We start from the raw sequence: 25,259 nt of genomic DNA, 5'->3' as shown, positions 1-25,259 counted from the left end.
TCAGCCCTGCTGAGAGCGCTCCCAGGCCAGAGTCGCCAACGCCGCCGCCTGATCGGGCAGGTAGGCGTCGTCGAAGAGGACCTCCGCCGAGTGGTTCGTCGCCGCGGTCGCCGGGTCGACCCCGGCAGGGCTGACGAAGAAGAAGACGAAGGCTCCCGGCACCTCTTCGAGGACGTAGGAGAAGTCCTCGGACCCCATCACAGGATCCGGTGCCTCGACGACGCGGACGGAACCGAACGCCTCGTTGAGAGCACCGAGGGCGAACTGCGCCTCGGCGGCGTCATTGACCGTGACGGGATACTGCTCGTTCCACACCACTTCGGCGGTGCACCCGTGAGCGGCGGCCACGGACTCGGCCAGGCGGGTTGCGAGTTCGGGGAACCTCTTCGTCGATTCGGCCGACAGAGTGCGTACAGAGGCGCCGAGCGACGCAGTGGCAGGGATGACGTTGACGGCATCGCCGGCACTGAGCTGGGTCACCTCGGCGACGATCGGGTCGAAGACACTGAACGAGCCGGTGATCATCGAATACAGGGCCTGCCCGAACTCGAGGACGGGGCGGACCGGGTCGACCGAATCCTCCGGCCGTGAACTGTGCCCGCCCTTTCCGTGCATGGTCACGTGCAGCGTGTTGGCACCGGCCATGATCGTGCCCGGGCGGGTGACGAAGGTTCCCGGCACGCCGGGGGCGACATGGATGGCGTAGGCGGCGTCGGGTTTCGCCCCGATGGTGTCGAACATGCCCTCGTCGAGCATGATCTTCGCCCCGCCCATGCCCTCTTCGCCGGGTTGGAACATGAACGCGACAGTGCCGCGCAGCTCTTCGCGGTGGGCGCTGAGGAGTCGGGCCGCGCCGACGAGACCGGAGACGTGAAGATCGTGACCGCAGGCGTGCATGCTCCCGTTCGTCGATGCGTAGTCCAGCCCCGTGGTCTCGACGACCGGCAGGGCATCCATGTCCCCGCGCAGCAAAACGGTCGGGCCCGGCCGGGCTCCGCGCAGAACCGCCACCACGGAATCGAGGTTGTTGCCGCACGTGATCTCCAGCGGCAGACCGTCGAGGGCTTCGAGGATCCTCTTCTGTGTGTACGGCAGGGCGAGCCCGAGTTCGGGGTTGCGGTGCAGATCACGGCGCAGCGCACTGAGATCGTCGGCGAGAGCGGCGGATTCGGCGGTGAAGTCGATGGTCATTGTCAGATGGTCCTTCGGTCGTTCGCAGTGGTGGAGCTGGGTGGGTCGTCGTCAGTGATGAGTGTTCTCATGTCGCCCCCAGCAGGGTGAGGAGGTGACCGATCATCGCCTCATCGGCCCGTGTCAATGGTATTCCGAAGCCGGTCAGCTGCGGCGGCAGCGGTAGAATGTCCGTGCCTGCATCGATGCCGTCATCCGGGTCCGGGACCGGAGAAATGGGCGTGTCGAGATCGAGCGAGGGCAGGTGGAGGTGATGATCGGTGTGCTCCTGATAGAGCTCGCCGAGCGTGAGTATCGTGTCCTCGCCGGCAGCCCCGATCTCCCCCGGAGTGGATCCGACAAGCTGGAGGGACAGCGGCAGGCCGGTCGAATCGAAGCCCATCGGCACGGCGAGTGCCGGGTTGCCGGTGGCGCAGAACGCCGCCGTGAGATTCCAGTCGTCCTGCGGGGTGCCTCCCCGGAACACATAGGGCGGGGCAGCAGACGGCCACGTCGGCAGGGCGAGTGCGGTGCCGTCGGGCATGACGTCGCTCATCAGGGCGCGCAGCGCTTCGGCCGAGTGCAGAGCAGCCTGGTAGGCGTCGTCCGTGATGAGGGCACCGGCGAAGGCGAGTCGTCGGAAGGAGCGGCCGTAGTCGTTCCATCGTGGGCCGAGCCGGTCTCGATGCACCTCGTACATCTCACGGACCATGATCGTCAGTGTGGCCGCGATGAGTTCGTCGAGGAAGGCAAGGTCCACGGTGGAGGTCTCAAGGCCGAGCCTGTCCATGGTCGTCAGCGCCTCGTCGAAGGCTGCGGCGACATCAGAGGTGGTCCGAGGCGAGCCCAGCACCTGCTTGGGAACGAGGACACGGGCGGGCTGGTCGCGCCGTGAAGACCCGGGCACCTGTCCGCGCATGACCTCGAGCAGCAGCCGGCAGTCCCGGGCACTTCTCGCCAAGGGTCCGACGATGTCGAGGCTCGGGGCCGCCGGCATGATGCCGTCCATGGGCAGGGAGCCTGCGGCCGGGCGCAGTCCCGTGACTCCGCAGTAGGCGGCAGGAATCCGACAGCTGCCCGAGGTGTCGGTGCCGAGCCCGGCGGAGATGATGCCGAGGCTCACGGCAATGGCGGTTCCGCAGCTCGACCCGCCGGGCCAGCGGCTGAGGTCCCAGGGGTTGCGCGGAATCGGGAAGTCGAGTGCCGGATCGGGTCGCCCCGCAGCATGTTCGACCATCGTCGTCGTACATGCGATGGTTCCGCCGGCCGACCTCAGCCGGGCGACGACCTCGGCATCGCGGCCGCGGTGGAAGCTGGGGTCGAACACCCGGCTCTGTGAGGTCGGGACCGCCTCGGCGACGGCGATGTTCGCCTTGATTCCGAGCGGCAGCCCCGCGAGCGGACCCGCATCGTGCTCAGCGCTGCCGACTGCGGTCGCCGCGGATTCGTCGAAACGGTTCAGAACCGCGCCCACCCGGTCGTTGGTGCGATCGACGAGGTCGAACGACGCGGACAGCAGCTCTGCGGCACTGGTCTCCCCGGACCTGATCCGGCTGATCTGCTCGGTGAGGTCGGGGACGGTGGATGTCGTGGCGGCCCTCACTGTGCCAGCAGGGGGCGGACCGGTTCGGTGCCGAACCAGGATTCGCTGTCCTTGACGAGGGCGCCGCCTTGGACGACGGCCTTGACATTGTCCGGCGTCGCCAGCGGTGTGATGTCGGCGAGCGGATCGAAGTCGATGACGATGAAATCGGCGAGCTTCCCCGCCTCGAGGGTGCCGAGGTCTGCGTCGAGGCGAAGCAGTTCGGCTGCGTTCTTCGTCCCTGCCACGATCGCGTCCATCTCGGACAGGCCGAGTTCGACAGCGTGAACCGGTTCGCGCAGGTTCTCCCCGTGGGGGCACACCCCGGAGTCGGTGCCCAGCGCCGTCTTCACGCCAGCCTGCAGGGCGGCGGCAACGCGTTCCCGAGCGATGGTCGACCACTTCACCTTCTTCTCGTAGAGGTAGCCGGGAACCGTCGCAGGATCAGGGACTCGCAGTGCGCTGCTCAGGGTCGGAACGAGGAACGTCCCGTGCTCAAGCATGAGCTCGATGCCTTCGTCGTCGATGCCGTAGCCGTGTTCGACCGAACGCACACCGCCGCGAATGGCGGCTTTGATGCCTTCAGCGCCCTGGGCGTGTGCGGCGACGGGCTGACCGGCACGCTTCGCCGTTTCGGCGACGATGAGGCGGACATGTTCCTCGGGCACGCCGACATCATCGGGGGTGTCGGACGGGCTGGAGACGCCGCCGGTCGTGCAGACCTTGATGACGTCGGCGCCGCTGCGCACAAGCAGGCGCACAGTGCGTCGGACGTCGTCGTCGGTGTCGATGATCGGGCTGATCGGCATGTGCATCGGGACCTCACGACCGTTGGGCATGGTGAAGTCCGTGTGCCCGCCGGTCGGTGACAGCGGGACGATCGCCAGGTGGGTACGGGGGCCGTGGACGAGGCCGGCGGCGATCGCATCTCGGTAGCCGCGGTCGAGTCCGCCGAGGTCACGGGCGGTAGTCACGCCCGCCATGAGTGTCTTGCGGGCGTTGAGTGCGGCCCTGAATGTGCGTTCCGATTCGAATCGGGCGGCGTCAGCGGCCTGGTCCTCGATCGACATGCCGAAGTGGACGTGGGAGTCGATGAATCCCGGGAGGATGGTTCGGCCAGCGAGGTCGATGAGCCTGACGCCTTCGGGCGTGGACTCCCGTGCGGGGCCGGCGTAGACCACGCGTCCGTCCCTGACTTCGAGTTCGGCATCGGTGACCGGGGTGCTGCCGGTGCCGTCGATGAGGGTGGCCCCGCGCAGCAGCAGGTGTTCGTCACCGGCGATCGTGGTGGGGAGGTGTGCGGTGGGCATGGTGATCCTTTCGCTGGGAGTCAGTCGTGGCGGTCGAGAACGGTTCACATGGTCGTCGTCGGATGCGCGGTCTGGCCGGGAAGCGTGTGCGAATCATCGGCATCATTGTCCGTGTGCGCTCGGATGAGCGAGAGGAGGATGGGGCAGATGCCGGTGGCGACGGCGCAGATCACCCAGATGCTGATGTATCCGCCGAGACCCGATGCCCCGGCGTCGGGGATGAGGAACAGTCCTAGGACGACGGCGAACACGGCTCCGGCGAGCGCGCCGCCGAGTGTCTTCACGGAGTTGTAGACGCCGGTGGCGATCCCCGTCTCATCGGCCGGTGATGCCTCCGCCGTGGCGGCGGGGAGCCCGCCGAGGAGCAGACCGGAGCCGAGCCCGGCGAGCGCGATTCCGATGACCACTGTGAACAGTGATGCGTGGCCGACGATGAGCACCAGATGGGCGATCGCCACCGCCGCCGAGCCGAGGATGAGGACGCCTTTGAGGGAGGTCCCTCGTGCAACGTACGAGTAGAGGGCCGCACCGACGGCCGCCAGCAGCATGTTAGCCCCGGTGGCCAGGGAGATGAAGCCGGCGCTGAGATCGAAACCGTATCCGACGATTTCCGGCTTGCCGGCGAGGAAGGTGGTCGTGATGCTCTGGGTTCCGAAGAGCACCATGCCGAAGAGGAATGAGGTGACGTAGACGGGCCAGAGACGGTTCGAGGTGAGCAGACGGAGGTTGAGCGCGGGCGCACTGGCACGCAGCTCCCACCAGACGAAGACGGCGATGAGGACGACGGCGGCAACGAGGATGAGAGCGCCGAGGCCGGGCTGGGCAGTGACGATCTTGATGCCTGCGAGCAGGGCGAGCATGAACAGGGCGAGCAGGATGAACCCGAGCCAATCGATCGTCGGTGAGGTGCGGGTGGTCGACTCCGGGACCAGGGTGAAGACGAAGATCGCCGAGATCGCGACCATGACCACGGGCACGAGGAGCTGGGCGGTCGTCGATGTCAGGATCGACGAGAAGAGGCCCGCGGACAGGGAGCCGACGAGTGCGCCGATCGTCAGTGCCGAGATGAGCATGCCGATCGCTCGGCGGGCCGTTTCTCGTCGGATCTGGTTGTGGACGATCGCCAGTTCGAGCGGCAGCCAGACGGCGAGGGGCCCGCTGAGGCCCCGTCCGAGCAGGACGAGCGGGTAGCTGGGCGCGAGCGCGACGAGTACGGTTCCGATGAGGACTGCGACGATGGCGATGCGCAGCATCCTCCGGTGTCCGAAGATATCACCGAGTTTCGAGAGGATGGGCACGCAGACTCCGGCTGTCAGTGTCTGGACGGTGATGAACCAAGCGATCGATGCGTCCGAGACACCGAGGCTGTCGCGGACCCGATCGAGCAGCGGCACGTAGTATCCCTGCAGGAATCCGCTGGAGAATTCGACGAAGACGAGGAATCCGACGACGGCGAGGAGCCGCTTGCTCGATTTCGCGGCGAGCGCGGGGTCGGCGGAGGTCATCATGGTGGTCCCTTACTCAATGGGTCGGATCGTGTCTCGGCGGTGTCGCCGAGGATCGGCGACACTGTGTCACCGAGGGTCGCCGATGAGCGACCGCACGAGGCTGCGGTAGGTGGCTTTGATTTCATCGTCGGTGCGTACCCGGGTGTCGGGTTTGAGGGTGGTGCGGAAGAGGGTGAGGCCGGCGAGGGTATCGATGATGAGGTCATGGTCGAGGTCGCTGCTCACTTGGCCGCGCTTCACACCACGGGCGATGATCTCGCGCCCCATGGCATGGCGTGCCTGCATGAAGGACTCCGAGATGATCGGGATGACGTCCATGTTGAACATCGCCAGCAGCAGACCGTTGTTCCCGGTCTCGTCTTCCGAGCGGCGGAAGTTCTCGAGATTCTGCCATGCGTGTTCGACGAGGTCGTCGACGACGTCGCCGGTGTCGGGCAGGTCTCCGATCTCAGAGGTGTCGAGGATCGCTGCGGCGACGAGTTCGGGTTTGGTCGGCCAACGACGATAGATGGCGGTCTTGCCGCACCCCACTTCCGAGGCGATCTTCTCGATGCTCAGGTTGACGAATCCGTAGTCTTCGAGCTGTGAGCGCACGGCGGCGAGAACGCGCTTTGTCAGGTCAGTATCGAAGGGCCTGCCCTTGGGTGTGTTCTCGGTCATATGCCGAGCATTGCATATGTCACACGTGTTGTGCAACACAACGTATCGTTTCGTTATTGTTGCGAAGTTCCGCAGGCAGCATTTGTGTCGAAGTTCTACCTCTCGAGCTCCCTGACCAGGTCCAGCCCGCGCCTGGCCCAGGTGATCTCACTGCGGGCGCGGTCGGCCAGACCTTCATAGGCGAAGCGTTTGTACGCAACGGAAGTCGTGCGTTCGGATTCGGGGATCGCGGCGAGCCGACGCACGAGCATCGGAGAGGTCTCGGCCTCGATGGCTGCGATCTCGTCCTCCCAGCATTCGAGTTCGTTCTGCCAGTGCTCGATATGGGATTCGAGGAACTCTCGCACCGCCCCATCGCTGGCGGATTCCAGGTAGGCGGCCTTGAGATGGGCAGCGTCCCGGGTGCGCTGATACTTCAGCGGCTTGTCCATCCAATCGGTGAAAGCCTTCTGACCGGCCTTGGTGACATGGTAGAGCTTGCGCATACCGGCACTGCCACGGGCCTGCTCCTCTGCGGTGATGAGACCGTCGTTGGCCATCTTCTTCAGTTCGGGATAGATCTGCGAGTCGGGAGCATGCCAGACATGCCCGACCGACTGCGAGAACTGCTTCTGCAGCTCATAACCGGACATCGGGCCGATGCGCAGCAGCGCCAGCAGGGCACTTCGCAGACTCACTTCTCTCCTCCGTCTCTCTTGCACCTGCCCGCGCCCGCCTGGACACCGACGCCGAGAGGACCCGGGCGAGACACCCGGGCCCTCTCAGACTATCCTCTTCGCTCCGACCCAGCACGCGAGCGCACTAGGGCTGCAGAGCATCGACAGTACACTTCGGTGCGATTTCAGGCTTCCTGGTAGCCGGTGCGCCATCCGCCCTGGTAGGTCTGGCGAGCGACGGTCGAGTACGGAACTGGGCTGACGACGGCACGCACCTCGGTCTGCTCATGCGGTTCCACCGAGGCCTTCGACGTTCCGCCATCGGGCTCGCCCCAGACGACCTTGAGCTCAGCACCCTCGGGAACGTCCGGGTTGACCGTGGCCAAGGACAGGCCGCGGCGTTCGTTGGCGGAGTAACCGGTGAACATCGAGAACCCGACGACATTGCCGTCGGCATCGACGACCTTGTCGTAGTTGGCCGAGCCGTAGTTGGCCAGTGGCAGATCGAAGTACTTGTAGTTGGGTCCATCGACATTGAGCGGCGAGCTGAGCACAGCACCCAGATCATCGGCATCCCAGGCCAGAGTGACCTTGCGGCGCTGCGCTGCCGGGTCCATCTGCTCCAGCGCCTCGCGGCCGATGAAGTCGTGGTCGAACTTGACGAAGGATCCATAGCCGAGCTCCCACGGGGTGAGGTAGTAGTCCTCGATGTTGTCGGAGACGAACGAGCCTGCCAGGGTTCCGGTCGCTTCGTAGGAATCGACTCCCAGCCATTCGCGGAATCCGCGCTCGGCCTCGCCGGTGTAGATCGCCGGCAGCGGCGAGGGGATCCACCCTGACTCGAGCGTGTTCGACGGGTAGGCGCGCGAACCGACTGGCAGCAGTCCGAATTCGGCGCCGGCTTCGACGATGGCATCGCGGATCTCATCGTGATCGGCATAGGGTCCCCAGATCTCGAGGCCAGGAGCACCGGCCATGCCGTGACGCAGGGTGCGCACCTGCTTGCCGGCGATCGTCATCGTCGACATATTGAAGAAGCCGAGCTTCTCCAGCTCTCCCCCGTTGAGCTTTTCGATGATCGCCCACGCGTTGGGGCCCTGGATCTGGAAACGGTAGTAGCGGCGGGAGACTGCGTGGCCGTAGGGGCGCGAGGGCGAACGACGGTCGACCTCGATGTCGAGATCGGCATAGCCGCCGGTCTCGCCGTGGTAGAGCAGCCAGTTCGAGGCCGGGGCGCGACCGACGTAGACGTACTCGTCCTCGGCCTCACGGAAGAGGATGCCGTCGCCGATGACGTGGCCCGAGGCCGTCGTCGGCACATACTGTTTGGCCTTGTTGACGGCGAACTTCGCCACCGAGTTGATCGCGGTGTCGGAGATCAGTTTGATCGCATCGGGGCCCTTGAGGAACACGTTGTCCATGTGGTGCGACTGGTCGTAAAGGACCGCGGTCTCGCGCCAGGCGCGCTGTTCCTTGATCCAGTTCGTGAAGTCAGCCGGGACGACCGGGTAGATGTAGGAGCCGATCTGCGAGTTGCGCAGCAACTCCACCGGGTTGGTGGAATCGAGGATCTGCTGGAGATTGTCTGCCATGGAAATGGAACCTCTCTGTTCTGGATTGTTCACCGTCCGGATTCGGCCGGTGAGATGGTTGGTCGGTGGATAGGTTGTTTCAGGAGAAGACGATGGTCTGGTTGCCGTGACGAATGACCCGGTCATCGGCGTGCAGACGCACGGCGCGGGACAGGACTTCACGTTCGACATAGGCCCCGCGGGCCTGCAGATCGGCCGCCGTCATCGTGTGGTCGACCCGGGCGACGTCCTGTTCGATGATCGGTCCCTCATCGAGGTCTTTCGTCACATAGTGGCTGGTGGCGCCGATGAGCTTGACCCCGCGTTCCTTGGCCTTGCGGTAGGGGCCGGCCCCGATGAACGCAGGCAGGAACGAGTGGTGGATGTTGATCACCGGCACCTCCACCTCGTCGAGGAATCCTTCGGTGAGCACCTGCATGTAACGAGCGAGGACGACGAAGTCGACATTGCCGGCCAGCAGTTCGAGGATCTTCGCTTCGGCCTCGGACTTGTCCGGGCCCTGGGAGGGCACGTGGAAGAACGGAATCCCGAGACTGCGGACCTCCTCGGCGACGTTCGTATGGTTGGAGATGACAAGGGGAATCGTCACTGGCAGCTCACCGCGCCGGTGCCGCCACAGCAGATCCAGCAGGCAGTGGTCGCTCTTCGATGCGAGCACCGCCATGCGCTTGAGTTTGGACTGCTCGACGAGCTGATGGTCCATTCCGTACGGCTCGAGAGTGCGAGTGAGGTCCTCGCGGATGTGCGGGATGACCGCATTGAGTCCCTCCCGGTGAAACACCACGCGTTGGAAGAATTCGCCGCCTTCAGGATTGGTGGTGTACTGATCGAGGGCGACGATGTTCCCGCCGTGCTCGGCGATGAGTGCGGTCACCGCTGCGTTGAGCCCGGGCTGGTCGGGTCCGGTGACGGTGAGTGTGGCATGGTCGCGCCTGGATTCGATGGTCACTGGCTGTTCACTTCCCGTCGCGGAAGTTCTTCGCCCATTCGGCCGTGGCCAGCAGCCCGCCGAAGGTGTAGAAGTGGATCCTCGTCTCGGACGGATCCGAGACGTTGGCCCGGAGGTCGGCCAGTTCCGTGACGAAGCGATCCGGACCCGCAGTCCCGAGCAGATTGGTCAGCGAGAATCCGTATTTCTTCGCAATCGATGCACTCGTTCCCACTCCGAATCGGCGAGCATAGCCGAGCAGTCGTTTGATTCCGGCAGGACCAGGCGTGCCGATGCGGATCTCGGAGTCGACGCCTCGGCTGCGCACTTCGTCGATCCAGGCACTCACCGCGTCGGCGTCGAAGGCGAACTGCGTGAGGACGACATGGCCGAGTCCCTGCTCACGCAGGGCAGAGACCTTGTCGCCGAGGTGGGACCAGAGGACGTCGTCGGCGATGTCGGGATGTCCCTCGGGGTATCCGGCGATGCTCACCTCCTTGACTCCGTAGGACTGGAGAATGCCGCTGCGGATGACGGTGAGGGAATCGGGATAGGGCCCGGCAGGAACCTCCGGATCTCCCCCGACGACGAAGACGTGTTCGCTGGCACCCACGCCCTGGAGAGCGGCGAGGAACTCCTCGAGCTCGCCCTGTGAGGTCAGCCTGCGGGCGGAGATGTGCGGGACCGGTACGAAACCGAGTTCTTTGACCGCTTTGGCGGCGGCCACACGCATCTGCAGGTCTTCATTGCCGAGGAAGGTGACGTTGATCCGCGTATCGGCCGGGATCGCCGGTGCGGCCTCGCGGAGACTGGCGATGTCTTTGCCTGTCATCTCGAGGGAGAAGTCCTCGAGCAGGGGGGTGTGGTCGGTCACAGGCAGTCCTTTCATGAACACTGCTTCGGGTTCGTGAGATCACTATAAGCAGAATGCTTTACCTATGTCCATAGGTAAATTCTGCGGACATGTCCCCCGGTCCACGAATTCGGGCAGCCGTTGCCACGGCCCGAGCCGACTGATAATCTCCCGACTATACGCTTTACCTACCAACATAGGGATTCGCGTTTCTGCGATCTCGACGTCTCACACCGACAACAATGGAGTATGTGGTGGACCTACGCGCACGAATCAACGACTCACGCATGTCCGGGTACCAGTGGCTCATCGTCGCCATCTGCACCTTCCTCAACGCCCTCGACGGCTACGACGTGCTTGCCATCTCATTCACTTCGAACCAGGTGACCGAGGAGTTCGGCCTGAGCGGAACCGCGCTCGGCCTGGTCATGAGCGCAGCACTTGTCGGCATGGCCGTCGGCGCACTCACCCTGGGCCCAGTGGCCGACCGCATCGGCCGGCGCAGAATGATCATCATCGCCCTCATCGTCAACGGCGCCGGACTGTTCCTATCTGCCACAGCCACCGACGAGGTCCAATTGGGCATCTGGCGAATCGTCACGGGCCTGGGCATCGGCGGCATCCTCGTCGCCACCACCGTCATCAGCTCGGAGTACGCCTCGCGGCGCCGCCGCGGACTCGTCATCGGCATCTACGCCGCCGGCTACGGGCTCGGCGCCTCGATCGGCGGCACCGTCATGGTGGGCATGATCAGCGCCTTCGGATGGCGATCCGTCTTCGTGCTCGGCGGAGCGCTGACTGTCTTCTCGCTCATTCTCGTGCTCCTTCTGGTACCGGAGTCGCCGACCTACCTCTACACCCGCAGACCCGCCGACGCACAGCGTCGCCTCGATGCCATCGCCCGCAGGCTCGGCTGCACCGAGGCCGTTGATCTCTCCGCCATCGACGTCGAGGCGGAAGCCACGGTTGCCGATGAAGGCGTCCCAGCGCTGTTCAATCGCCGAAACCGGCGGGTCACATTCGTCGTGTGGGCAAGCTTCTTCATCATCATGTTCGGGTTCTACTTCGTGAATTCCTGGACGCCGAGGCTGATGAACGAGGCCGGCCTCAGCGACTCCTTGGCCATGTTCGTCACCGTCGGGCTCACCCTGGGCGGAGCCATCGGCTCGGTGGTCTTCGGACTGTTCACCGCTCGCTTCTCGACGCGGTCCGTCCTCATGGGCTTCGCGATCGTCGCCGCAGTGCTGATGGCGATCTTCGTCTTCACCGCCGACTGGGTCATCCTCGCCCTACTCTTCGGGGTCGTCGTCGGCATGTCGATCAACGGCTGCATCGCCGGCCTCTACGTGCTCACACCGCAGTCCTATTCGGCTTCGCTGCGCTCGACCGGCGCAGGCTGGGCCATCGGAGTCGGCCGCCTCGGTGCGATCATCGCCCCCACCGCCACCGGCGCGCTCCTCGACGCTGGCTGGTCCCCGCAGATGATCTACGTCGGCGTCGGAGCGATCATCCTGCTCGCGGCACTCGCGCTTTTGGGAATGCGCGGCATCGATGTGGAAGCCAACCGTCGACCGGCACCGCGCGGTCAATCGATGTCGGCCGTGGATTAATTGCGTGCACCAGCGACCCGACCCTCGGTAGAGCTTTCAGAGACCTGTCTAGCCCAAGCCGTCCCAGACCATCCGTTGCCGCAGGGCCGGGGCGAGAACCAAAGCGGCGATGACACTGCCGACGAGGAGCACCCAGGCACCGAAGTAGGTGAAGAGTTTGAGCTCGGGGGCCAATGCCGGCCCGAAGTCTGCGGCCATGAGGATGACTCCGCCGAGGATGAGCGCGGTGGAGACGATGACCTGGATGAACTGTTCGACCGTCGACTTGAGCAGATTCTTGATCATCGAGATGTTCAGACCTGACGTCCCGACATCGAGCGTGCCGTCCTGCAGGTGGCCGGCGATGCGTGAGAGCTGTCCCGGAAGTTCGGCGAGCTGCGGGGCCGTCGCCGCGGCGTAGAGGGTGAGTTCCTGCCGGTCGATGCTCAGTCCCCCGACCTCGCGCAGCAACATCTTGCCATTGTTCGTCACCAGGGTGAGCAGATTGAGTTCCGGGACCAGACGAGTGATCGACCCCTCCAGAGTGCTGATCGCGCGGAATGCTGTCGCCACCGAGGCAGGCATCGGGAAGCCGAAATCAACGACGAAGTCGATGAGCTCGCCGAACAGTGCCGCCGAGGTCGATCCGGGCAGTCCGTCGCCGTACTTGAGCATGATCTGACCGATCTCACGCTGCAGCTCACGCAGATTGACATCGCTGGGCGTGCCGAGGAGTTCGAGGATCGCGGCCGTGGCTGCCTGCGAATCCTGCGAGTCGAAGGCCATGAGAAGCAGAGCGATGGCGCGTCGATCCCGTTTGTCGAGCCGGCCGACGGCCCCGAAGTCGACGAGCCCTGCCCGCCCTGCCTCGGAGATGACGACGTTGCCCGGGTGGAGGTCGGCATGGAAGATGCCCTTGCCGAGCACCTGCCGGACGACCATGAGGAAGAGATCCTGCGCGATCTCCTCCCGGGCCAGCTGCGAGAGCGCGTCGGTCACCTCTGATGCGTGGGAGAGAGGCACTCCCTCGACGAGGTCCATGACGATGACGAACTGTCCGGACAGTTCCTTGTGGACCCGTGGGATGTGCACGCGCGAGTCAGTTTCCTTCTGTGAGCGGCCGGATTCGTCAGCTAAGCGCAGGGCTTCGATGTGGCCGAGTTCTCCGCGGTAGTCGAGTTCACCTTGGAGCGAGTCGACGAAGCTGTGCGCGAGATTGCCGATGCCGACCTTCTTCGCCCAATCCGTCGTGCGCTCCAGCCGCTCGGCCAGGGTGAGGACGATGTCGCAGTCGGCGCGCACCTGTTTGCGGATCTTCGGCCGCTGGACCTTGACCGCCACCGGGCGGCCCTGCCACGTAACGGCCCGGTGGACTTGGGCCACCGAGGCTGCGGCGAAGGGGACCTCGTCGAACTCCGCGAACACCTCGGCGACGGGTCGGCCCCATTGTGACTCGAGCTGTCCTTTGACCTCTTTGAACGGCACCGGAGGGACGCCGGCTTGGAGGGTCGAGAACTCCTCGACGAATTCTCGCGGAATCATGTCACCGCGGGTGGCGATGAACTGGCCGAGTTTGATGAACGTGACTCCGGAGGCTGCGAGCGCGTCACGGGTGGTCGACGCGATCTCGCGCAGGGAAACCCGCAAGGTGGGGATCCGCGGTTTGAGATAGCGGGCGAGCCCGAATTTGATGAGGATCTTCTGGATCTGTGCGAGTCGGTTGAGACGGCGGTACCAGGTGGGGATCTTCGGCGCGTTGCGGATGAGTGAGCTGAGCGTGCCCGAGGGCATGATGAGTTCGATTGCAAGGAGGACGAACATCTGGATGACGATGAACCACGCGAAGAGGAGCAGGAAGACCATGATGGCGGGGAAGCTCATCGACAGGCTCGGATACTGTTCGGATTCGGAGATGCCGAGGAGCTTGTACGCTTGGAGGGTGATGGGCCAGATCGAGAGACCCATGATGAGGGAGACGATGGTGTTGCGGGCGGCCCCGGTGCCGGTGAGCATCATCCGTCTCACGAGGAATCCGACGATGAGCGCGCTCAGGACGCCCAGTCCGATGGTGTAGAGGATCGTCACCCGCTCTGTCCTTTCGCCGTTCGAACAGGCTCGCCGAGGTTCGGCGCTGCCATCACCAGCCTAGTTGATCAGCGACGGCGAAGGAGGTAGTGAACAGTGCTGCCGACACAGCCAGAACAATCGTTCTGTCCTCACTCCGGCCGGTGCTCAGCCATGACCTTCTCAAACAACTCGTCACCAAGCTTGTCGTACGACGAGTCTTCTGGGTACCACTCGTCGAGTGAGGCGAAATCACCCTTATCGTCATAGCCGAGTTCGGACACGGACTTCGCCCACTCTGTTCCGGCGGTGCTCAAAGTCTTCGGCGCGTCGGGCACTTCGGCTTTCTCCGCGGTCTTGTCCGATAGTGTCTTCGCGTACGTCGCCATCTGCTTCTGCACGTCATCGTCGAAGGGCTTGACCGAACCGTCGTTGTCCTTCGCCTGCTCGACGGCCTGCGCCTTCGCCCCGATGACAACCTCCATCATCGTGGAGAACGTCGTCGACATCGAGTCGAAGATGACCTGCTGATACGCGACCGGAAGTTCCGAATACTTCTTACCTGCTGTGATCGCACCGGCCGAGCGAGCAATTCCGGCGTCCGAGGCCACACCGATGTTCGGGGCGACCTCGAAGGTGCCGGCCTCGACGTTCGGTGCCAGCTGACCGAGATCGCAGTCCACGGTTCCGCGCTGCAACGCCTCATAGGTCTCGGGGAACGACAGCGACACCGGAGTCGCACCCAGGTCGGTCACCTGCTTGCCGGCGGCAGCTGAACCGACGCGAACCTGCTTACCCTTCCAGTCCTGAGCCGAGGTCATCGGCTTCGAGCACATCGTCGCGTAGTCACCGGCGGCGAGCATCGGGATAAGCGGAACGAGGTTCTTATCCTCGAACTCCGCGAGCACCTCGGGCGTCTGCCAAGCCGCCTGCACACCGGCGGCATTCGCCGCCAGGTCACTGGCCACCGGGGAGGACGGCAACGTCGACATGGCCGTGCCGATCGCGTCGAAGGCCGGGTATTCGGCCGGGGTGTATGACGGCAGCGTGAAGGCGAGGTCGACGCGGCCATCGGCCAGGGCATCATCGACGTCGGCGTAGCTGGCGATCGCCTGGCCCCACACGATGTCGACGGTGATCTTCCCGCCCGAGCGTTCCTCGATGGCCTTCTTCACGTCGAGCCCGTTCGGCGCGAGGATCGACTTCTCCGACATCGACGAAGGCTGGAACTTCAGCGTCACTGGGTCAAGGTCGGCCAGAGCTTCGTCGATCTCATCCTGCGAGGCGTCGAAGGCGAAGCCCTCCCCCGCATCATCGCCGGACTTCGAACCGCTCCCACCGACGGAACCGGCGCATCCGGCCAACAGTGCCAGCGACGCGACCATGGCGATAGCGGTGGCGGGACGGCGCGCCGCCGAACGGATGCGCTTCATGGGACTCCTTTGAACAATGCCTGAGAATTACCTCCAATCATAAGTCCGAATGAGGTCACCCTAACCATGACTCCCCTCACACCACGCGCCCGCCGACCCAGGGCTGCAGCCATGGGTCCGAACACTCGCGGGAACAACCTGGCCGCCTCGGCGAGGGTCAGCCGGACATGCCTCCGCTGGTGCGTTCGATGAGGTCAGGCAGCCATTCGGTCATGCCGGGCACCGTGATCATGAGGATCAGGAAGACCACGACGACGGGCAGGAACCACAGCAGGGAGATGAAGATGTCGCGCAGGGTCATGGTGTGGCCGAGGTTGACGTCGGGGTTCTTCACGATGGAGTGGACGATGTAGGGGATGATGCCGACCGGCGGGGTGACCATGGCGAACTCGCCGAGGAGGACGACGAAGACCCCGAACCACAGTGCGCTCACGCCCATCGTCTCGAGCGTGGGCAGGAGGATCGGGATGGTCAGCAGCATCATCGACAGGGTGTCGAAGAACATGCCCATGACGATGTAGAGGACGATGAGGACGAGCAGGAATCCCAGCATGGACAGGCCGAGGCTCGTGATGAAACCGGTGAGGATGGGGGCGAGTCCCGTGATGGCGAGCAGGCTGGTGAGCATGGTCGCGCCGATCATGATGAAGAAGATCGCCGAGGTGGCCGCCACCGTATCCATGGCCGATTCCGCGACCTTGCGCCACGGTGTCTCACTCCGCTTTTCCCACAGGCACAGCAGGAGTGAGCAGAGTGCGGCGGCGGCTCCTGCCTCGGTGGGGGTGAAGATGCCGGAGAACATGCCGCCGAAGAGGACGATGAGGATGATCGCGAAGCCCCAGACGCTGGCCAGCGAGGTGAAGCGGTCGCGCCAGGTGGTGCGGGGGCGGGCGGGGGGTGCTGGGTCTGCTGTTGTGGCTGGGGTGGCTGCGTTGCGGCCGGTGCGGGTGCGGCCTACGAGCTTCGGGGCGATGACACCGAGAGCGAAGATGAAGATGGCGAAGCACACGGCGAGCAGGATGCCGGGCAGGGCACCGGCCATGAGGGCGGGGCCCACGGGCACAGAGGCGATGCCGGCGTAGATGACCATGAGGATCGACGGTGGGATGAGATTGCCGGTCATGCCGGCGACCATGATCGTGCCCACGGCCATGCGGCGGTCGTAGCCGGCCTTGAGCATCTCGGGGATGCCTGCCCGGCCCAGCGCATAGGTCATGCCGATAGTCGATCCGGTGACCGCGGACAGGCCGGCGCCGGCGAAGGTGGTGCCGATGCCGATGCCGCCGGGCAGCCAGGAGAACCAGTGGTCGGCCACACGGTAGACCTTGCCGGACAGCCCGGATTGAGTGAGCAGCATGCCCATGAAGATGAACATCGGCAGCACGCTCATCGACCAATCCGAGACGGCGCTGAACGGGGCGGTGGCGAGGATATTCATCGTCGCCGGGACCCCGCTTATTGCGTAGACGCCGATGACCGAAGGCACGGACAAGGCGATGGCCACGGGCACGGAGAGGAAGAGGAGGACGAGCATCATCGCGGTGCACCACGCTCCCCCGATGGCCGCACTCGGGCTGGTGAAGAGACCGATCAGGCAAGCGGCCACGAGCCCGAAGCCGATGGTCAGGGCGAGGATTCCGGGGCGTTGACGACGGGTGCCGGTTGGTAAGAGGGCGGTTGTGTTCGCGGTGCCGTTGGCGGACGGGTCCGCACCGAGCGTGTCAGTGTTCGGGCTCGCGGGTGGCTTCGGCTGGTTCATCAGTAGCTTCGGTTCTCAAGGTCGGTCTCGGCGGGTTCGCCGGTGGAGAGGTCGAGGTCGGGTTCACCAATGCGGACGATGACGATCGCATCGAGCACGTAGAGGACGGCCAGGAGCATGAACACGACGGGGATGAGGAAGTACACCGGCCAGGTGATGACCGACGAGACATCAGCGGTCCGCCCGATATCCATGTACGTCAGGGCGCGAGTGAACCCGAACCAGGCGAAACCGACGGAGACGAGCGCACCGAGGATGCAGGCGAAGATCTTGAACACCGAGGCTGTCGCCGACTTGGCCCGTTCGATGGCCATGGTCACGGTGATGTGTTCCTTCTGCAGCTGGGCGGCCGGAATCCCGAGCAGGGCGACGATGGGCAGGTACCAGTATTCGACGATCTCATTGGTGCCGTAGATCGGTGCGTCGAACAGCGACCGGGTCAGGGCGTGAAGGACGATGTGGAGCATCATGATGATGATCGCCGCGGCGGTGGTGACCGTCAGGCACCGGTCGAGGACTCTGTTGAAAGTGAGCATCACGAGTCACTGTAGCCGTCGTCCGGGGTGGCGGCGATGGAGTTTTCTGTGACTTGCACCGCTCGCAGTGCGTCGAGGAGGTCCCCGACTTCGGAGGCGTCGGCCAGTCCGTCGGGGATCATCGCGGTGACTCGGCGGGCGCCGGCTTCGTCCATGGCAATCGGGTCGATGCCGGTCACGCGGTTGTAACGGCGGGCACTGCGGGGCAGCAGGGCGACACCGAGGCCATTTGAGACGAGTGATTGGATGGCACCGGGGTTGTCGGTGATGTGCCGGGCCCGTGGTTCGAAGCCCGCGTTGCGGCAGAGGCGTTCGGCGGTAGAGCGGCAGCGCACGCAGCCCATGATCCACGGCAGGTCGGCAACATCGGTGAGGTGTTCGATCTGGCCGGCTCGGTTCCAGCGTTCGGGGACGAGGAGGTCGAGGTGGTCGGCGCCAAGGTCGACGGTGGTGTGCCCTGGTAGTTCGGGCGGGGTTTCGTCTTCGTGGTGGAAGAGAAAGGCGATATCAATTGCTCCGTCGTTGAGCATGCTGATGGCTTCAGGCGGTTCGGCCTCGGCGACTTCATAGGAGTGGTGCTGTGGGGTCTCAGTTCCTGTGCCGGCGTTAGCTTCGAGCCTGCCGAGTGCTGCAGCCAGTGGGCCGATGACGAAGCTGGGGAATCCCGCGAGCCGGACGTTGCGTCCGCCGAGGCCGAAGGCTTTCGCGAGGTCACCACGCAGTCCCGTCACCGAGGCGGCTACTTCGCTGGCACGGATGCGGGCGAGTTGGCCGGCGGTGGTGAGTCTGATGCCCCGTGGGGTGCGGTCGAAGAGGGTGACGCCGAGGTCTTTTTCGAGCGCGTTCATGTGTTGGGAGAGCGCCGGCTGCGACCAGCCGAGGTTGCGGGCGGCGGCGCCGATGCTGCCGGATTCGGCGATGGCACCGAAGATGAGCAGGCGTTTCGGTTCGCCGAGGTCGAGGGCTTGTTCGAACGCATTGGCCATAAGCCCAGCTTATGCCAGAGCAGAGCGAACTGGGTCTACCGAGTGTTGTCGGATCGGGTCAGACTGGAGGTCAAGGACAGTTTCAGGCGTCGACGAAGTCGGCGGAATGAGGAGTGAGAGTATGCGCAGGATCGGTCTGCTGGGTGGTATGAGCTGGCATTCGAGCATCGAGTACTACACGAAGATCAATGATGCGGTGGCGAAGCAGCTCGGCGGTCATCATTCGGCGCGGATCCTCCTCGACTCGACGGACTTCGCCGATATCCGCGACATGCAGGTCGCCGAGGATTGGGCGGGAGCTGATGCCTCACTGGCGGCGACGGCGCAGCGCTTGGTCGATGGCGGCGCCGAGGCGGTGGCGATCGCGACGAACCTCATGCATAAGTGCGCGCCTGCCATTGAGAAGACGGTTGATGCACCGCTCATCCATATCGTCGATGCGATTGCGACAATGGCGAAGCGACGGGGCTACGCGACACTGGCAGTACTGGGGACGAAGTGGACGATGCTCGACGGTTTCTACACTGAGCGACTTGAGGCTCAAGGAATCCGCACCCTCGTCCCAGACGAGGAGACCTGTCTCGAGGTGGATCAGATCATCTTCGACGAACTCACTCAGGGGGTCTTCACCGATGCGTCTCGTGAGCGGTATGTCGAGATCATGAACGATCTCAAGGCCCGAGGCGCCGACGCTGTGGCACTGTCATGCACGGAGATCGGGCTGCTCGTACCCCCGGAGACCGCTCCCCTACCCGCGATCGACTCCGTCGATGCCCATGTGGCCGCGATCGTGAAGTGGATGACTGAGCAGGAGATTCTCTGAACGGCTTTTCCGGTCGGCGCTGTTCACGTATCTTCTCTGAGGTTGTTTCCCGCGGTCTCGCCCCCGTCCACTGCGATCGAGGCGCCGCTGATGAAACGGGATTCGTCACTGGCGAGGTAGAGCACTAAGGAGCTGATCTCTTCTGCTTCGGCGGCTCGGCCGACCGGAATCTGGCCGAAGCCGCGTTTGAGGCCCGCGGTCAGCGGTGTATTGACCGATCCGGGATGAACCGAATTCACGCGGATTCCGAACTCGCCGAGGTCCATTGCGCTGGTCTTCGTCAAGCCCTGTACACCCCATTTGGCCGCGGAATACGCTGCTCGATGTTTGAAACCGACCAGCCCGGCGATGGAAGAGATGTTGACAATCGACGACGACCGGCTTTTCTTCAGTTCTTTCACCGCCGCCTTCATGCCGTAGAACGTCCCTGTGAGATCAATATCTATCGTCCGCTGCCAGTCCTCGACGCTGGCATCGACGACAGATCCCGGCGTGTATATTCCCGCGTTGTTGACCAAGACGTCGAGGTGCCCGAATCTCTCCACGGTTGACGCGACTGCGGCTTCCCATGACGAGTAGTCGGTGACGTCGAGGAAGACTCCGAGCGCCGCCTCACGGCCTTCGGTCTCATTGATCTTCTCCGCTATCGACTCGGCGGAATCTTTCTGCACATCGCCGATGACAACAGTCCCACCCTGCGATGCAAGTAAGCTGGCATGTGATGCGCCCATGCCCTGAGCGGCACCGGAGATCAGCACCACCTTTCCGGATACGCGCCCGAGGGGCAGGTCTGTTGACACGGCGGAGTTCGCTGTTGTGCTCATGACTCCACGCTATGCATGTACGCTGATGCCGACTACCGAGTGTCCCGTTCAACAGATCAGCGGAGTAGGCTCGGCCGTCGACGGTGTTCAAAGGGGAGACGACAGTGGCCAATTCAACTTCCGGCGAATCGGTACTTCACCGAGCGGTCAGAATCCTTTCGGCCTTCGGTCCTCGAACGCAGTCACGTGGACTGCGGGAAGTCGCGAGAGTGACAGGTTTACCTGGGAGTACAACGCATAGGATCCTCAACGAACTCGAGGCCGAAGGGCTCGTCATCCGAAACATGAATGGCCAGTGGATGCACGGGAACCGGCTGTGGGAGATCGCCTCACGGGGGGCGGAGACTTCTGATCTGCGCAAAGCCGCGCTGGTGCCGATGGAGGACCTTTTGCAAGGACTTCACGTGCACATCTCCCTGTCAGTGCTTGACGGCACTGATGCTCTCTACGTGGAGAGACTTGCACCCGACGAGCTCGTCATCAATATCACCGAGGTGGCTGGACGTCTTCCGTCGCATGCCTGCTCAGCGGGGCTGGTTCTCACTCCTGACTTTCACAACTAGGTGCTGATCTCGCGATTCTATTCGCGTTTGCGCTGGTCACGGGGTCGGGGATTGTGTTGGTGGGACGCTAATCGGCTGTCTACGATGGGGTTATGTCGCCTCGTCTACGGAAAGTCACCACTGGTTCCGGGGCCACTGCCGTGCAGATCGTGCGCAAACACCGTGGCAAAGTCACGGTCCTTGAACACCTGGGATCGGCTCATACAGAAGCGGAACTGACAGCTCTGCTGACCGCCGGGGAAGAGAAACTCGCTGACTACGGTGCAGCCGAACAACTCGAACTCGAACTGGGCCTACCCACCGATGATGCTGCATCACCACGAGCACGAACCGTTGTGGGCTCACGATCATCCGTCCTCATCGACGCCATCACCCAGTCGTGGAACGTTGTTCCACTCTGCATGGGTCGCGTCGTGTCATGACCCGTTATCGAAGGCGTATTACGACTGGAAACGGGTCGAGGGTAAGCGGCATAATGCTGCGGTGATGTGCCTGGCTCGTCGCCGGCTCAACGTCTTGTTCGCGATGGTTAGGGCCGGGGCCTTCTATGAGGCGAGGACCCCGGTTGCTGCTTGACAATGAATGTAACGGGCGGACGTCAACCAGCTCCCGACGTCCGAGCAAAGGATCCTCGCGCTGCAGAAGCGCCTCGACATCGCGTCGGAGGCCATGTGCTCGGCCGACGCGGGGATGCCCAACCTTAAGAGCGGGCGATCCGCGCTCTCCTCCGTGATGCCAAGTGCACGGCAGGTGGGCTGTCGCTATTGTGCGACCAGCTTCGATCCGTCCGCTTCCGCCGTGAAGGAGGCGCTGCTGTAGTCATCCTCGAGACTGAACCCAATCTGTGGTGGTCCGACCGGCTCGGCAAAGTTCTCGCTGTTGATGTCTGTGTTGGTCGATCGGACAATAGAGGCTCCGGAATCACCTACTGGCAGGTCAGAATCTCCGGACGCCGTGAGCATCAATGGCCATAAGCGATCAAACGCAACGTCAGACCAAGAGAATGCTTCGTCGGCGGATTCGGGTTGGATGGTCGCGGGTCCGTCATTCGCGACCCGACCGCCGCGGTACTCCCATTCATCGCTTTTCACGCCGTCGGCTTCCAGCGGTGCTTCGACGATCACGAAGTCCGCCGACACATAGACGGAGATCACCTGATCGTGGCCTATTTCGTCCTGAAGAGCTTCTTGAGCGACAGCAAGAGCATCAGGCTGCCTGAGATCAACGTGCCATTGGCCCTGCTGCAAGGCGTGAGCGGTCTGAGTGACGGCCGTCCGATACGGCCAGGTCACGACTAGCGCGGCCACGATGGCGATGATCGCGAACATGCTGAAACGGGCCAGGCGGCCTTTCTTTCCTAAGCCGACGAGTGGGCCCTTTCGTCGTCCCTTGACGATTCGCGTATGAGGCTCGATGGGGATCATGGGCACATTGCTGCGAGGAGGCACAGAGATTCGGGCTCGCTCATGTTCTGAGAATTCTCCACCGCCGATGAATGCTATCTCCGGTCCGCCCTCGATGAGGATTGCGACATCTCTGAAGACGCCGGCTTGAAAAGAAGGGATGTCTGTCACCGGAACAATGTTGCTGACCGTCGTCGCATAGGCCTGACCGGAGAGCGGCTGGACAGTGAGATCCAGTTCGCACAAGGGCTGGTCGTTGATCTGGGTGCCGGTCTGGCGGATCGCGTCGATGCGTGCCACTCCGATGCGCCGGGAGTCGATAGCTTGCGTGATGTCTTCCTTGGTGGCGCTGACGGTGGTGGCCATGGAGCGACCGACTGCGGTCAAGACGACGGCGATGATAAGGACGGAGAAAGCCACCCCGGCGATACCGACTCCAGCGCCGGGAGGACCGACATAGAGAACTATTCCGGCCCCGGCAAGTGTTCCAATCGCAGCAGCGATGAGTAGTCTGAGCATGGGTTTTATCTTAACCTCGCGCAGGTGCTCAGCTCTCCCTGCTGTGCTCCTCCCGCTGGTGATAGAGCATTCGTGAGAACGAAGGACTCCTGATCTCTGGCGAATCACTGCTCGATCGTGCGAGGAGGTTCTGTTTGTTCTGTCGGAGAGGGCCAGGTTGAACTCTGGTGACCATGGTTGCTACTCGAGCCTGCGCATCATCTCGAGTTCGTGGTACTCGGGGTTCAGATTGTGCGGCTGTGTACGTCCGGTCGCTTGATATCCGCGGCGCTGATAGAAACCGTGCGCGCGATCATTGTCCTGGTGTACCCACAAGCGAAGATTTCCTCCACGGTCGGTGGTCCATGCCGCGACAGCTTCAAGGAGCTGATCGGCAACCCCTTTGTCGCGCCCCCTCGACGCAGGGCAGACATAGGCACTGACGAGTTCGGTGTCAGCGTCGGAACCGCGAATGCGAGCACCCATTGTTCCAATCCAATCTTGTCCATTCTCGATCGCGACGAGAGAAGTGCTGTTGGCGTTGTGGCTTCTGCGGATCTTCGTTTTCCAAGCTGATTCGTCCAAGGCGAGAGCATTGTCGAGACGCTCGCTGAACCTGCGGGGGCTATCTCGCAACATCTCGTTCCGGAGCGATCTGACTGATTCCCAATCGTCTTCTCTGCCTGGCCGGATCCGCAGTTCGCTCATTGCAGCAATGTAGAACAGCAAGCCTGAAGAGCTGGGACGAAGACGAAACCGTGTTTGGTCGGGCGCTCCCGTCAATACCGGTTCTGGATACTCCGAGATCCGCTGCCACCTGAGCTGCCGCTTCGCCGTCGATCAGGCGCAGAGAGCTATGGATCGGCCTGTTCGAGATCCGGAAATCGACCGCCGAGATCCTGAGGCCCGATCGCCGACGCAGCAGTCATAATGGCTGCCTCGCCGCCTGGTCTCCGATAACGACGGCATCTACGTTGACCTGCCGATTTACGCGCTTCCGGCCTCTCACACTTGGGACCACAACCCCACCGTCACCCTGCTAGGTGACACGGCCCACCTCATGCCGCCACTCGGCGTCGGCGTCAACATCGCAATGCTCGACGCCAGCGACCGCGCCCTTGCGTTGGTAGGTAACGCGACCATCGATGCCACGATCTACGCTTACGAAGACCTCATGTTCCCCCGCCCATCCGAAGACGCCACCATGCTGCAAGGTCACGCCGCCGACCTCGTCAGAGCAGCAATGCCCCAATTCGAGTAGTATTAACAAGCCGCGCCACAAACCGCAGCAACTACCGTCCCAGTGTCTGTTTCTCCAAGGTCCCGAGCAACCTGGACCGCAGGCTCGCGGCCCTCGCTCCAAGCTGAAGGACTGACCACCGCTCTACAGCCCTTTCGATGAAACGCCGAATCGGCTACGAGGTATGACTCGCCACCACCACATATGAAGCCGCATTCGTGATTAGCACGATCCTGAGCTGTCTACACGATTAGAAGAAAGACGCCATAGACTGACAATCATGACCACACACTTGGCGTCGATGCTTCACGAGGCGGCCGTCAGTTCTAGTTTCAGCGGCGTCATCAGGATTGATGAGCCACACGGCGAAGCCTTCGCGCAGGGATACGGGTACGCCGACCGCGGACGCGAAGTTCCGATGACCATCGATCACCGTTGTGGGGTCGCGAGCATTGCGAAGGGTTTCACCGCCCTCGTGATCGGATCTCTCATCGATGATGACTCCCTAGCCTTCGATTCGAAGCTCCGCGCGTTCCTCGGTGACGAACTCCCAATGATCGATGACGATGTGACAGTCGCACACCTGTTATCACACACTTCTGGGATCGGTGACTATCTCGATGAAACCATCGGCGATATTGAAGACTATGTTCTTACTCGCCCGAACCATGAGCTGGACACCACAGAGGCATTCCTTCCCATGTTGGACCGGCACCCCCAAGCAGCAGCGCCAGGGTCCCAATTCTCGTACTGCAACAGTGGCTTCATACTGTTGGCACTGATCGCAGAGAGAGCATCGTCGACGCCGTTTCACGACGTAGTGGAACAACGCGTATTCGCACCTGCCGGCATGACCTCAACCGGGTACCCGAGGACAGATGAAACCCATGAGAATGTGGCGTTTGGGTACCTGAGTGTCAGCGGTCTGCGGACGAACGTCTTGCATCTACCGGTCCGTGGAAACGGTGATGGCGGTGCGGTCTCGACTGCAGCCGACCTCGCGGCATTCTGGTCGGCACTATTCGGCTTACGCATTGTCTCGGAAAAGACGTTGTCAGCACTGACTGATCCTGTCAGCCGAGTCGACGAGGAGAAGATGCGATACGGGCGCGGCTTCTGGATCGGCTGGGAGTCAGCCATGATCGTTCTCGAGGGATATGAATCGCTGATCCACACAGCATCCAACTCACCGCGGTCCCAGACCCGTTTCACGAGGTCCGGAATGTGATGAGTCGCCACTCCAGGCAGTGTCGTCACCGGTCGGAACCGACGCGGACTGATC

At 63.3% G+C, this 25,259-nt stretch carries 21 protein-coding genes and 4 pseudogenes; 7 read left to right on the top strand and 18 right to left on the bottom strand.

Translation table 11 applies throughout. The features are described 5' to 3' along the window. The 9 genes from HK401_RS19030 to HK401_RS18990 all read right to left on the bottom strand — a co-directional run bounded on the left by HK401_RS19030 (window position 1) and on the right by HK401_RS18990 (window position 10,295). The gene (locus HK401_RS19030; RefSeq protein WP_181276236.1) at window positions 1–1,191 is read right to left on the bottom strand and encodes a M20 metallopeptidase family protein; all 1,191 of its coding nucleotides are present in this window, start codon (window positions 1,189–1,191) and stop codon (window positions 1–3) included. A 67-nt stretch (window positions 1,192–1,258) separates the two neighbouring features. Beyond that, entirely contained in the window at window positions 1,259–2,773 is a 1,515-nt protein-coding gene (locus tag HK401_RS19025) for an amidase (RefSeq protein WP_181276235.1), read from the bottom strand. Then, a complete protein-coding gene (locus tag HK401_RS19020) occupies window positions 2,770–4,062 on the bottom strand; it encodes a metal-dependent hydrolase family protein (protein ID WP_181276234.1) in 1,293 nt (430 codons plus the stop codon). Before HK401_RS19020 ends, HK401_RS19025 begins: the two co-directional genes overlap by 4 nt. Window positions 4,063–4,106: 44 nt before the next feature. Further along, window positions 4,107–5,570, bottom strand: coding sequence for an MFS transporter (locus tag HK401_RS19015; RefSeq protein ID WP_181276233.1), 1,464 nt, complete (start codon window positions 5,568–5,570; stop codon window positions 4,107–4,109). Window positions 5,571–5,636: 66 nt separating this feature from the next. After that, window positions 5,637–6,230, bottom strand: coding sequence for a TetR/AcrR family transcriptional regulator (locus HK401_RS19010; RefSeq protein WP_181276232.1), 594 nt, complete (start codon window positions 6,228–6,230; stop codon window positions 5,637–5,639). 95 nt (window positions 6,231–6,325) lie between these two features. Further along, on the bottom strand, window positions 6,326–6,907 hold the full coding sequence (locus HK401_RS19005) for a PadR family transcriptional regulator (protein WP_181276231.1): 582 nt from the start codon (window positions 6,905–6,907) through the stop codon (window positions 6,326–6,328). Window positions 6,908–7,071: 164 nt separating this feature from the next. Beyond that, entirely contained in the window at window positions 7,072–8,478 is a 1,407-nt protein-coding gene (ligM, locus tag HK401_RS19000; RefSeq protein WP_181276230.1) for a vanillate/3-O-methylgallate O-demethylase, read from the bottom strand. A 79-nt stretch (window positions 8,479–8,557) separates the two neighbouring features. Next, on the bottom strand, window positions 8,558–9,427 hold the full coding sequence (gene purU / locus HK401_RS18995) for a formyltetrahydrofolate deformylase (RefSeq protein WP_181276229.1): 870 nt from the start codon (window positions 9,425–9,427) through the stop codon (window positions 8,558–8,560). 7 nt (window positions 9,428–9,434) lie between these two features. Beyond that, entirely contained in the window at window positions 9,435–10,295 is an 861-nt protein-coding gene (locus HK401_RS18990; RefSeq protein WP_181276228.1) for a methylenetetrahydrofolate reductase, read from the bottom strand. A 218-nt stretch (window positions 10,296–10,513) separates the two neighbouring features. Between HK401_RS18990 and HK401_RS18985 the strand changes: the two genes are divergently transcribed. After that, window positions 10,514–11,869, top strand: a complete 1,356-nt coding sequence (locus tag HK401_RS18985) for an MFS transporter (RefSeq protein ID WP_181276227.1) — start codon at window positions 10,514–10,516, stop codon at window positions 11,867–11,869. A 48-nt stretch (window positions 11,870–11,917) separates the two neighbouring features. Here the strand turns inward: HK401_RS18985 and HK401_RS18980 are convergent, their stop codons facing one another. The 5 genes from HK401_RS18980 to HK401_RS18960 form a co-directional block, all read right to left on the bottom strand. Beyond that, window positions 11,918–13,933, bottom strand: coding sequence for an ABC1 kinase family protein (locus HK401_RS18980; RefSeq protein WP_181276226.1), 2,016 nt, complete (start codon window positions 13,931–13,933; stop codon window positions 11,918–11,920). 131 nt (window positions 13,934–14,064) lie between these two features. Beyond that, window positions 14,065–15,345 carry a TRAP transporter substrate-binding protein DctP gene (gene dctP / locus HK401_RS18975; RefSeq protein WP_181276225.1) on the bottom strand — a complete coding sequence of 427 codons (1,281 nt, stop codon included), beginning with the start codon at window positions 15,343–15,345 and terminating at the stop codon, window positions 14,065–14,067. A 157-nt stretch (window positions 15,346–15,502) separates the two neighbouring features. After that, entirely contained in the window at window positions 15,503–17,104 is a 1,602-nt protein-coding gene (locus HK401_RS18970) for a TRAP transporter large permease (RefSeq protein ID WP_181276224.1), read from the bottom strand. Then, the gene (locus HK401_RS18965) at window positions 17,104–17,640 is read right to left on the bottom strand and encodes a TRAP transporter small permease (protein ID WP_181276223.1); all 537 of its coding nucleotides are present in this window, start codon (window positions 17,638–17,640) and stop codon (window positions 17,104–17,106) included. Before HK401_RS18965 ends, HK401_RS18970 begins: the two co-directional genes overlap by 1 nt. Next, window positions 17,640–18,626 carry a LysR family transcriptional regulator gene (locus tag HK401_RS18960; protein WP_181276222.1) on the bottom strand — a complete coding sequence of 329 codons (987 nt, stop codon included), beginning with the start codon at window positions 18,624–18,626 and terminating at the stop codon, window positions 17,640–17,642. The genes HK401_RS18965 and HK401_RS18960 overlap by 1 nt, the downstream gene beginning before the upstream one ends. Window positions 18,627–18,747: 121 nt before the next feature. On the opposite strand from HK401_RS18960, the gene HK401_RS18955 reads away from it, so the two are divergent. Continuing rightward, window positions 18,748–19,449 carry an aspartate/glutamate racemase family protein gene (locus HK401_RS18955; RefSeq protein WP_181276221.1) on the top strand — a complete coding sequence of 234 codons (702 nt, stop codon included), beginning with the start codon at window positions 18,748–18,750 and terminating at the stop codon, window positions 19,447–19,449. A 23-nt stretch (window positions 19,450–19,472) separates the two neighbouring features. Here the strand turns inward: HK401_RS18955 and chcB1 are convergent, their stop codons facing one another. Further along, complete coding sequence (gene chcB1, locus HK401_RS18950; protein WP_219922085.1) at window positions 19,473–20,249, bottom strand: trans-4-hydroxycyclohexanecarboxylate dehydrogenase; 777 nt, start codon at window positions 20,247–20,249, stop codon at window positions 19,473–19,475. 128 nt (window positions 20,250–20,377) lie between these two features. Between chcB1 and HK401_RS18945 the strand changes: the two genes are divergently transcribed. The 3 genes and pseudogenes from HK401_RS18945 to HK401_RS21230 form a co-directional block, all read left to right on the top strand. Then, window positions 20,378–20,836, top strand: a complete 459-nt coding sequence (locus tag HK401_RS18945; RefSeq protein WP_181276219.1) for a helix-turn-helix domain-containing protein — start codon at window positions 20,378–20,380, stop codon at window positions 20,834–20,836. A 92-nt stretch (window positions 20,837–20,928) separates the two neighbouring features. After that, a pseudogene (locus HK401_RS21235) lies at window positions 20,929–21,255 on the top strand (IS1634 family transposase); the annotation flags it as partial. Then, window positions 21,224–21,412: pseudogene (locus HK401_RS21230) on the top strand (IS110 family transposase); the annotation flags it as partial. The pseudogenes HK401_RS21235 and HK401_RS21230, both read left to right, overlap by 32 nt. A 185-nt stretch (window positions 21,413–21,597) precedes the next feature. Here HK401_RS21230 and HK401_RS18940 read toward each other — a convergent pair. Both HK401_RS18940 and HK401_RS18935 read right to left on the bottom strand, forming a co-directional pair. Continuing rightward, window positions 21,598–22,758, bottom strand: coding sequence for a hypothetical protein (locus HK401_RS18940; protein ID WP_181276218.1), 1,161 nt, complete (start codon window positions 22,756–22,758; stop codon window positions 21,598–21,600). A 180-nt stretch (window positions 22,759–22,938) separates the two neighbouring features. Beyond that, window positions 22,939–23,445, bottom strand: a complete 507-nt coding sequence (locus HK401_RS18935) for a GNAT family N-acetyltransferase (protein ID WP_181276217.1) — start codon at window positions 23,443–23,445, stop codon at window positions 22,939–22,941. 352 nt (window positions 23,446–23,797) lie between these two features. Here HK401_RS18935 and HK401_RS18930 point away from each other — a divergent pair, with 352 nt between their 5' ends. Beyond that, on the top strand, window positions 23,798–23,998 hold the full coding sequence (locus HK401_RS18930) for a hypothetical protein (RefSeq protein ID WP_181276216.1): 201 nt from the start codon (window positions 23,798–23,800) through the stop codon (window positions 23,996–23,998). Between the two features lie 259 nt (window positions 23,999–24,257). Next, window positions 24,258–25,097, top strand: a pseudogene (locus HK401_RS18925) (serine hydrolase domain-containing protein); the annotation flags it as partial. Window positions 25,098–25,120: 23 nt separating this feature from the next. On the opposite strand, the pseudogene HK401_RS21215 reads toward HK401_RS18925, so the two are convergent. After that, window positions 25,121–25,259: pseudogene (locus HK401_RS21215) on the bottom strand (IS3 family transposase); the annotation flags it as partial.

This window comes from Brevibacterium oceani, from assembly GCF_013623835.1.
Classification (GTDB): Bacteria; Actinomycetota; Actinomycetes; order Actinomycetales; family Brevibacteriaceae; genus Brevibacterium; species Brevibacterium oceani.
This window is presented reverse-complemented; position numbering and strand designations above follow the sequence as displayed.

What these genes read in the sequence shown, in the direction of transcription:
- dctP (WP_181276225.1), bottom strand. Translation starts at nt 15,345, where the DNA reads ATGAAGCGCATCCGTTCGGCGGCGCGCCGTCCCGCCACCGCTATCGCC.
- HK401_RS18990 (WP_181276228.1), bottom strand. Translation starts at nt 10,295, where the DNA reads ATGAAAGGACTGCCTGTGACCGACCACACCCCCCTGCTCGAGGACTTC.
- HK401_RS18930 (WP_181276216.1), top strand. Translation starts at nt 23,798, where the DNA reads ATGCCGCCACTCGGCGTCGGCGTCAACATCGCAATGCTCGACGCCAGC.
- HK401_RS19010 (WP_181276232.1), bottom strand. Translation starts at nt 6,230, where the DNA reads ATGACCGAGAACACACCCAAGGGCAGGCCCTTCGATACTGACCTGACA.
- HK401_RS18965 (WP_181276223.1), bottom strand. Translation starts at nt 17,640, where the DNA reads ATGCTCACTTTCAACAGAGTCCTCGACCGGTGCCTGACGGTCACCACC.
- HK401_RS19030 (WP_181276236.1), bottom strand. Translation starts at nt 1,191, where the DNA reads ATGACCATCGACTTCACCGCCGAATCCGCCGCTCTCGCCGACGATCTC.
- HK401_RS18935 (WP_181276217.1), bottom strand. Translation starts at nt 23,445, where the DNA reads ATGAGCGAACTGCGGATCCGGCCAGGCAGAGAAGACGATTGGGAATCA.
- HK401_RS18970 (WP_181276224.1), bottom strand. Translation starts at nt 17,104, where the DNA reads ATGAACCAGCCGAAGCCACCCGCGAGCCCGAACACTGACACGCTCGGT.
- ligM (WP_181276230.1), bottom strand. Translation starts at nt 8,478, where the DNA reads ATGGCAGACAATCTCCAGCAGATCCTCGATTCCACCAACCCGGTGGAG.
- HK401_RS19020 (WP_181276234.1), bottom strand. Translation starts at nt 4,062, where the DNA reads ATGCCCACCGCACACCTCCCCACCACGATCGCCGGTGACGAACACCTG.
- HK401_RS18940 (WP_181276218.1), bottom strand. Translation starts at nt 22,758, where the DNA reads ATGCTCAGACTACTCATCGCTGCTGCGATTGGAACACTTGCCGGGGCC.
- HK401_RS18960 (WP_181276222.1), bottom strand. Translation starts at nt 18,626, where the DNA reads ATGGCCAATGCGTTCGAACAAGCCCTCGACCTCGGCGAACCGAAACGC.
- HK401_RS18955 (WP_181276221.1), top strand. Translation starts at nt 18,748, where the DNA reads ATGCGCAGGATCGGTCTGCTGGGTGGTATGAGCTGGCATTCGAGCATC.
- HK401_RS19015 (WP_181276233.1), bottom strand. Translation starts at nt 5,570, where the DNA reads ATGATGACCTCCGCCGACCCCGCGCTCGCCGCGAAATCGAGCAAGCGG.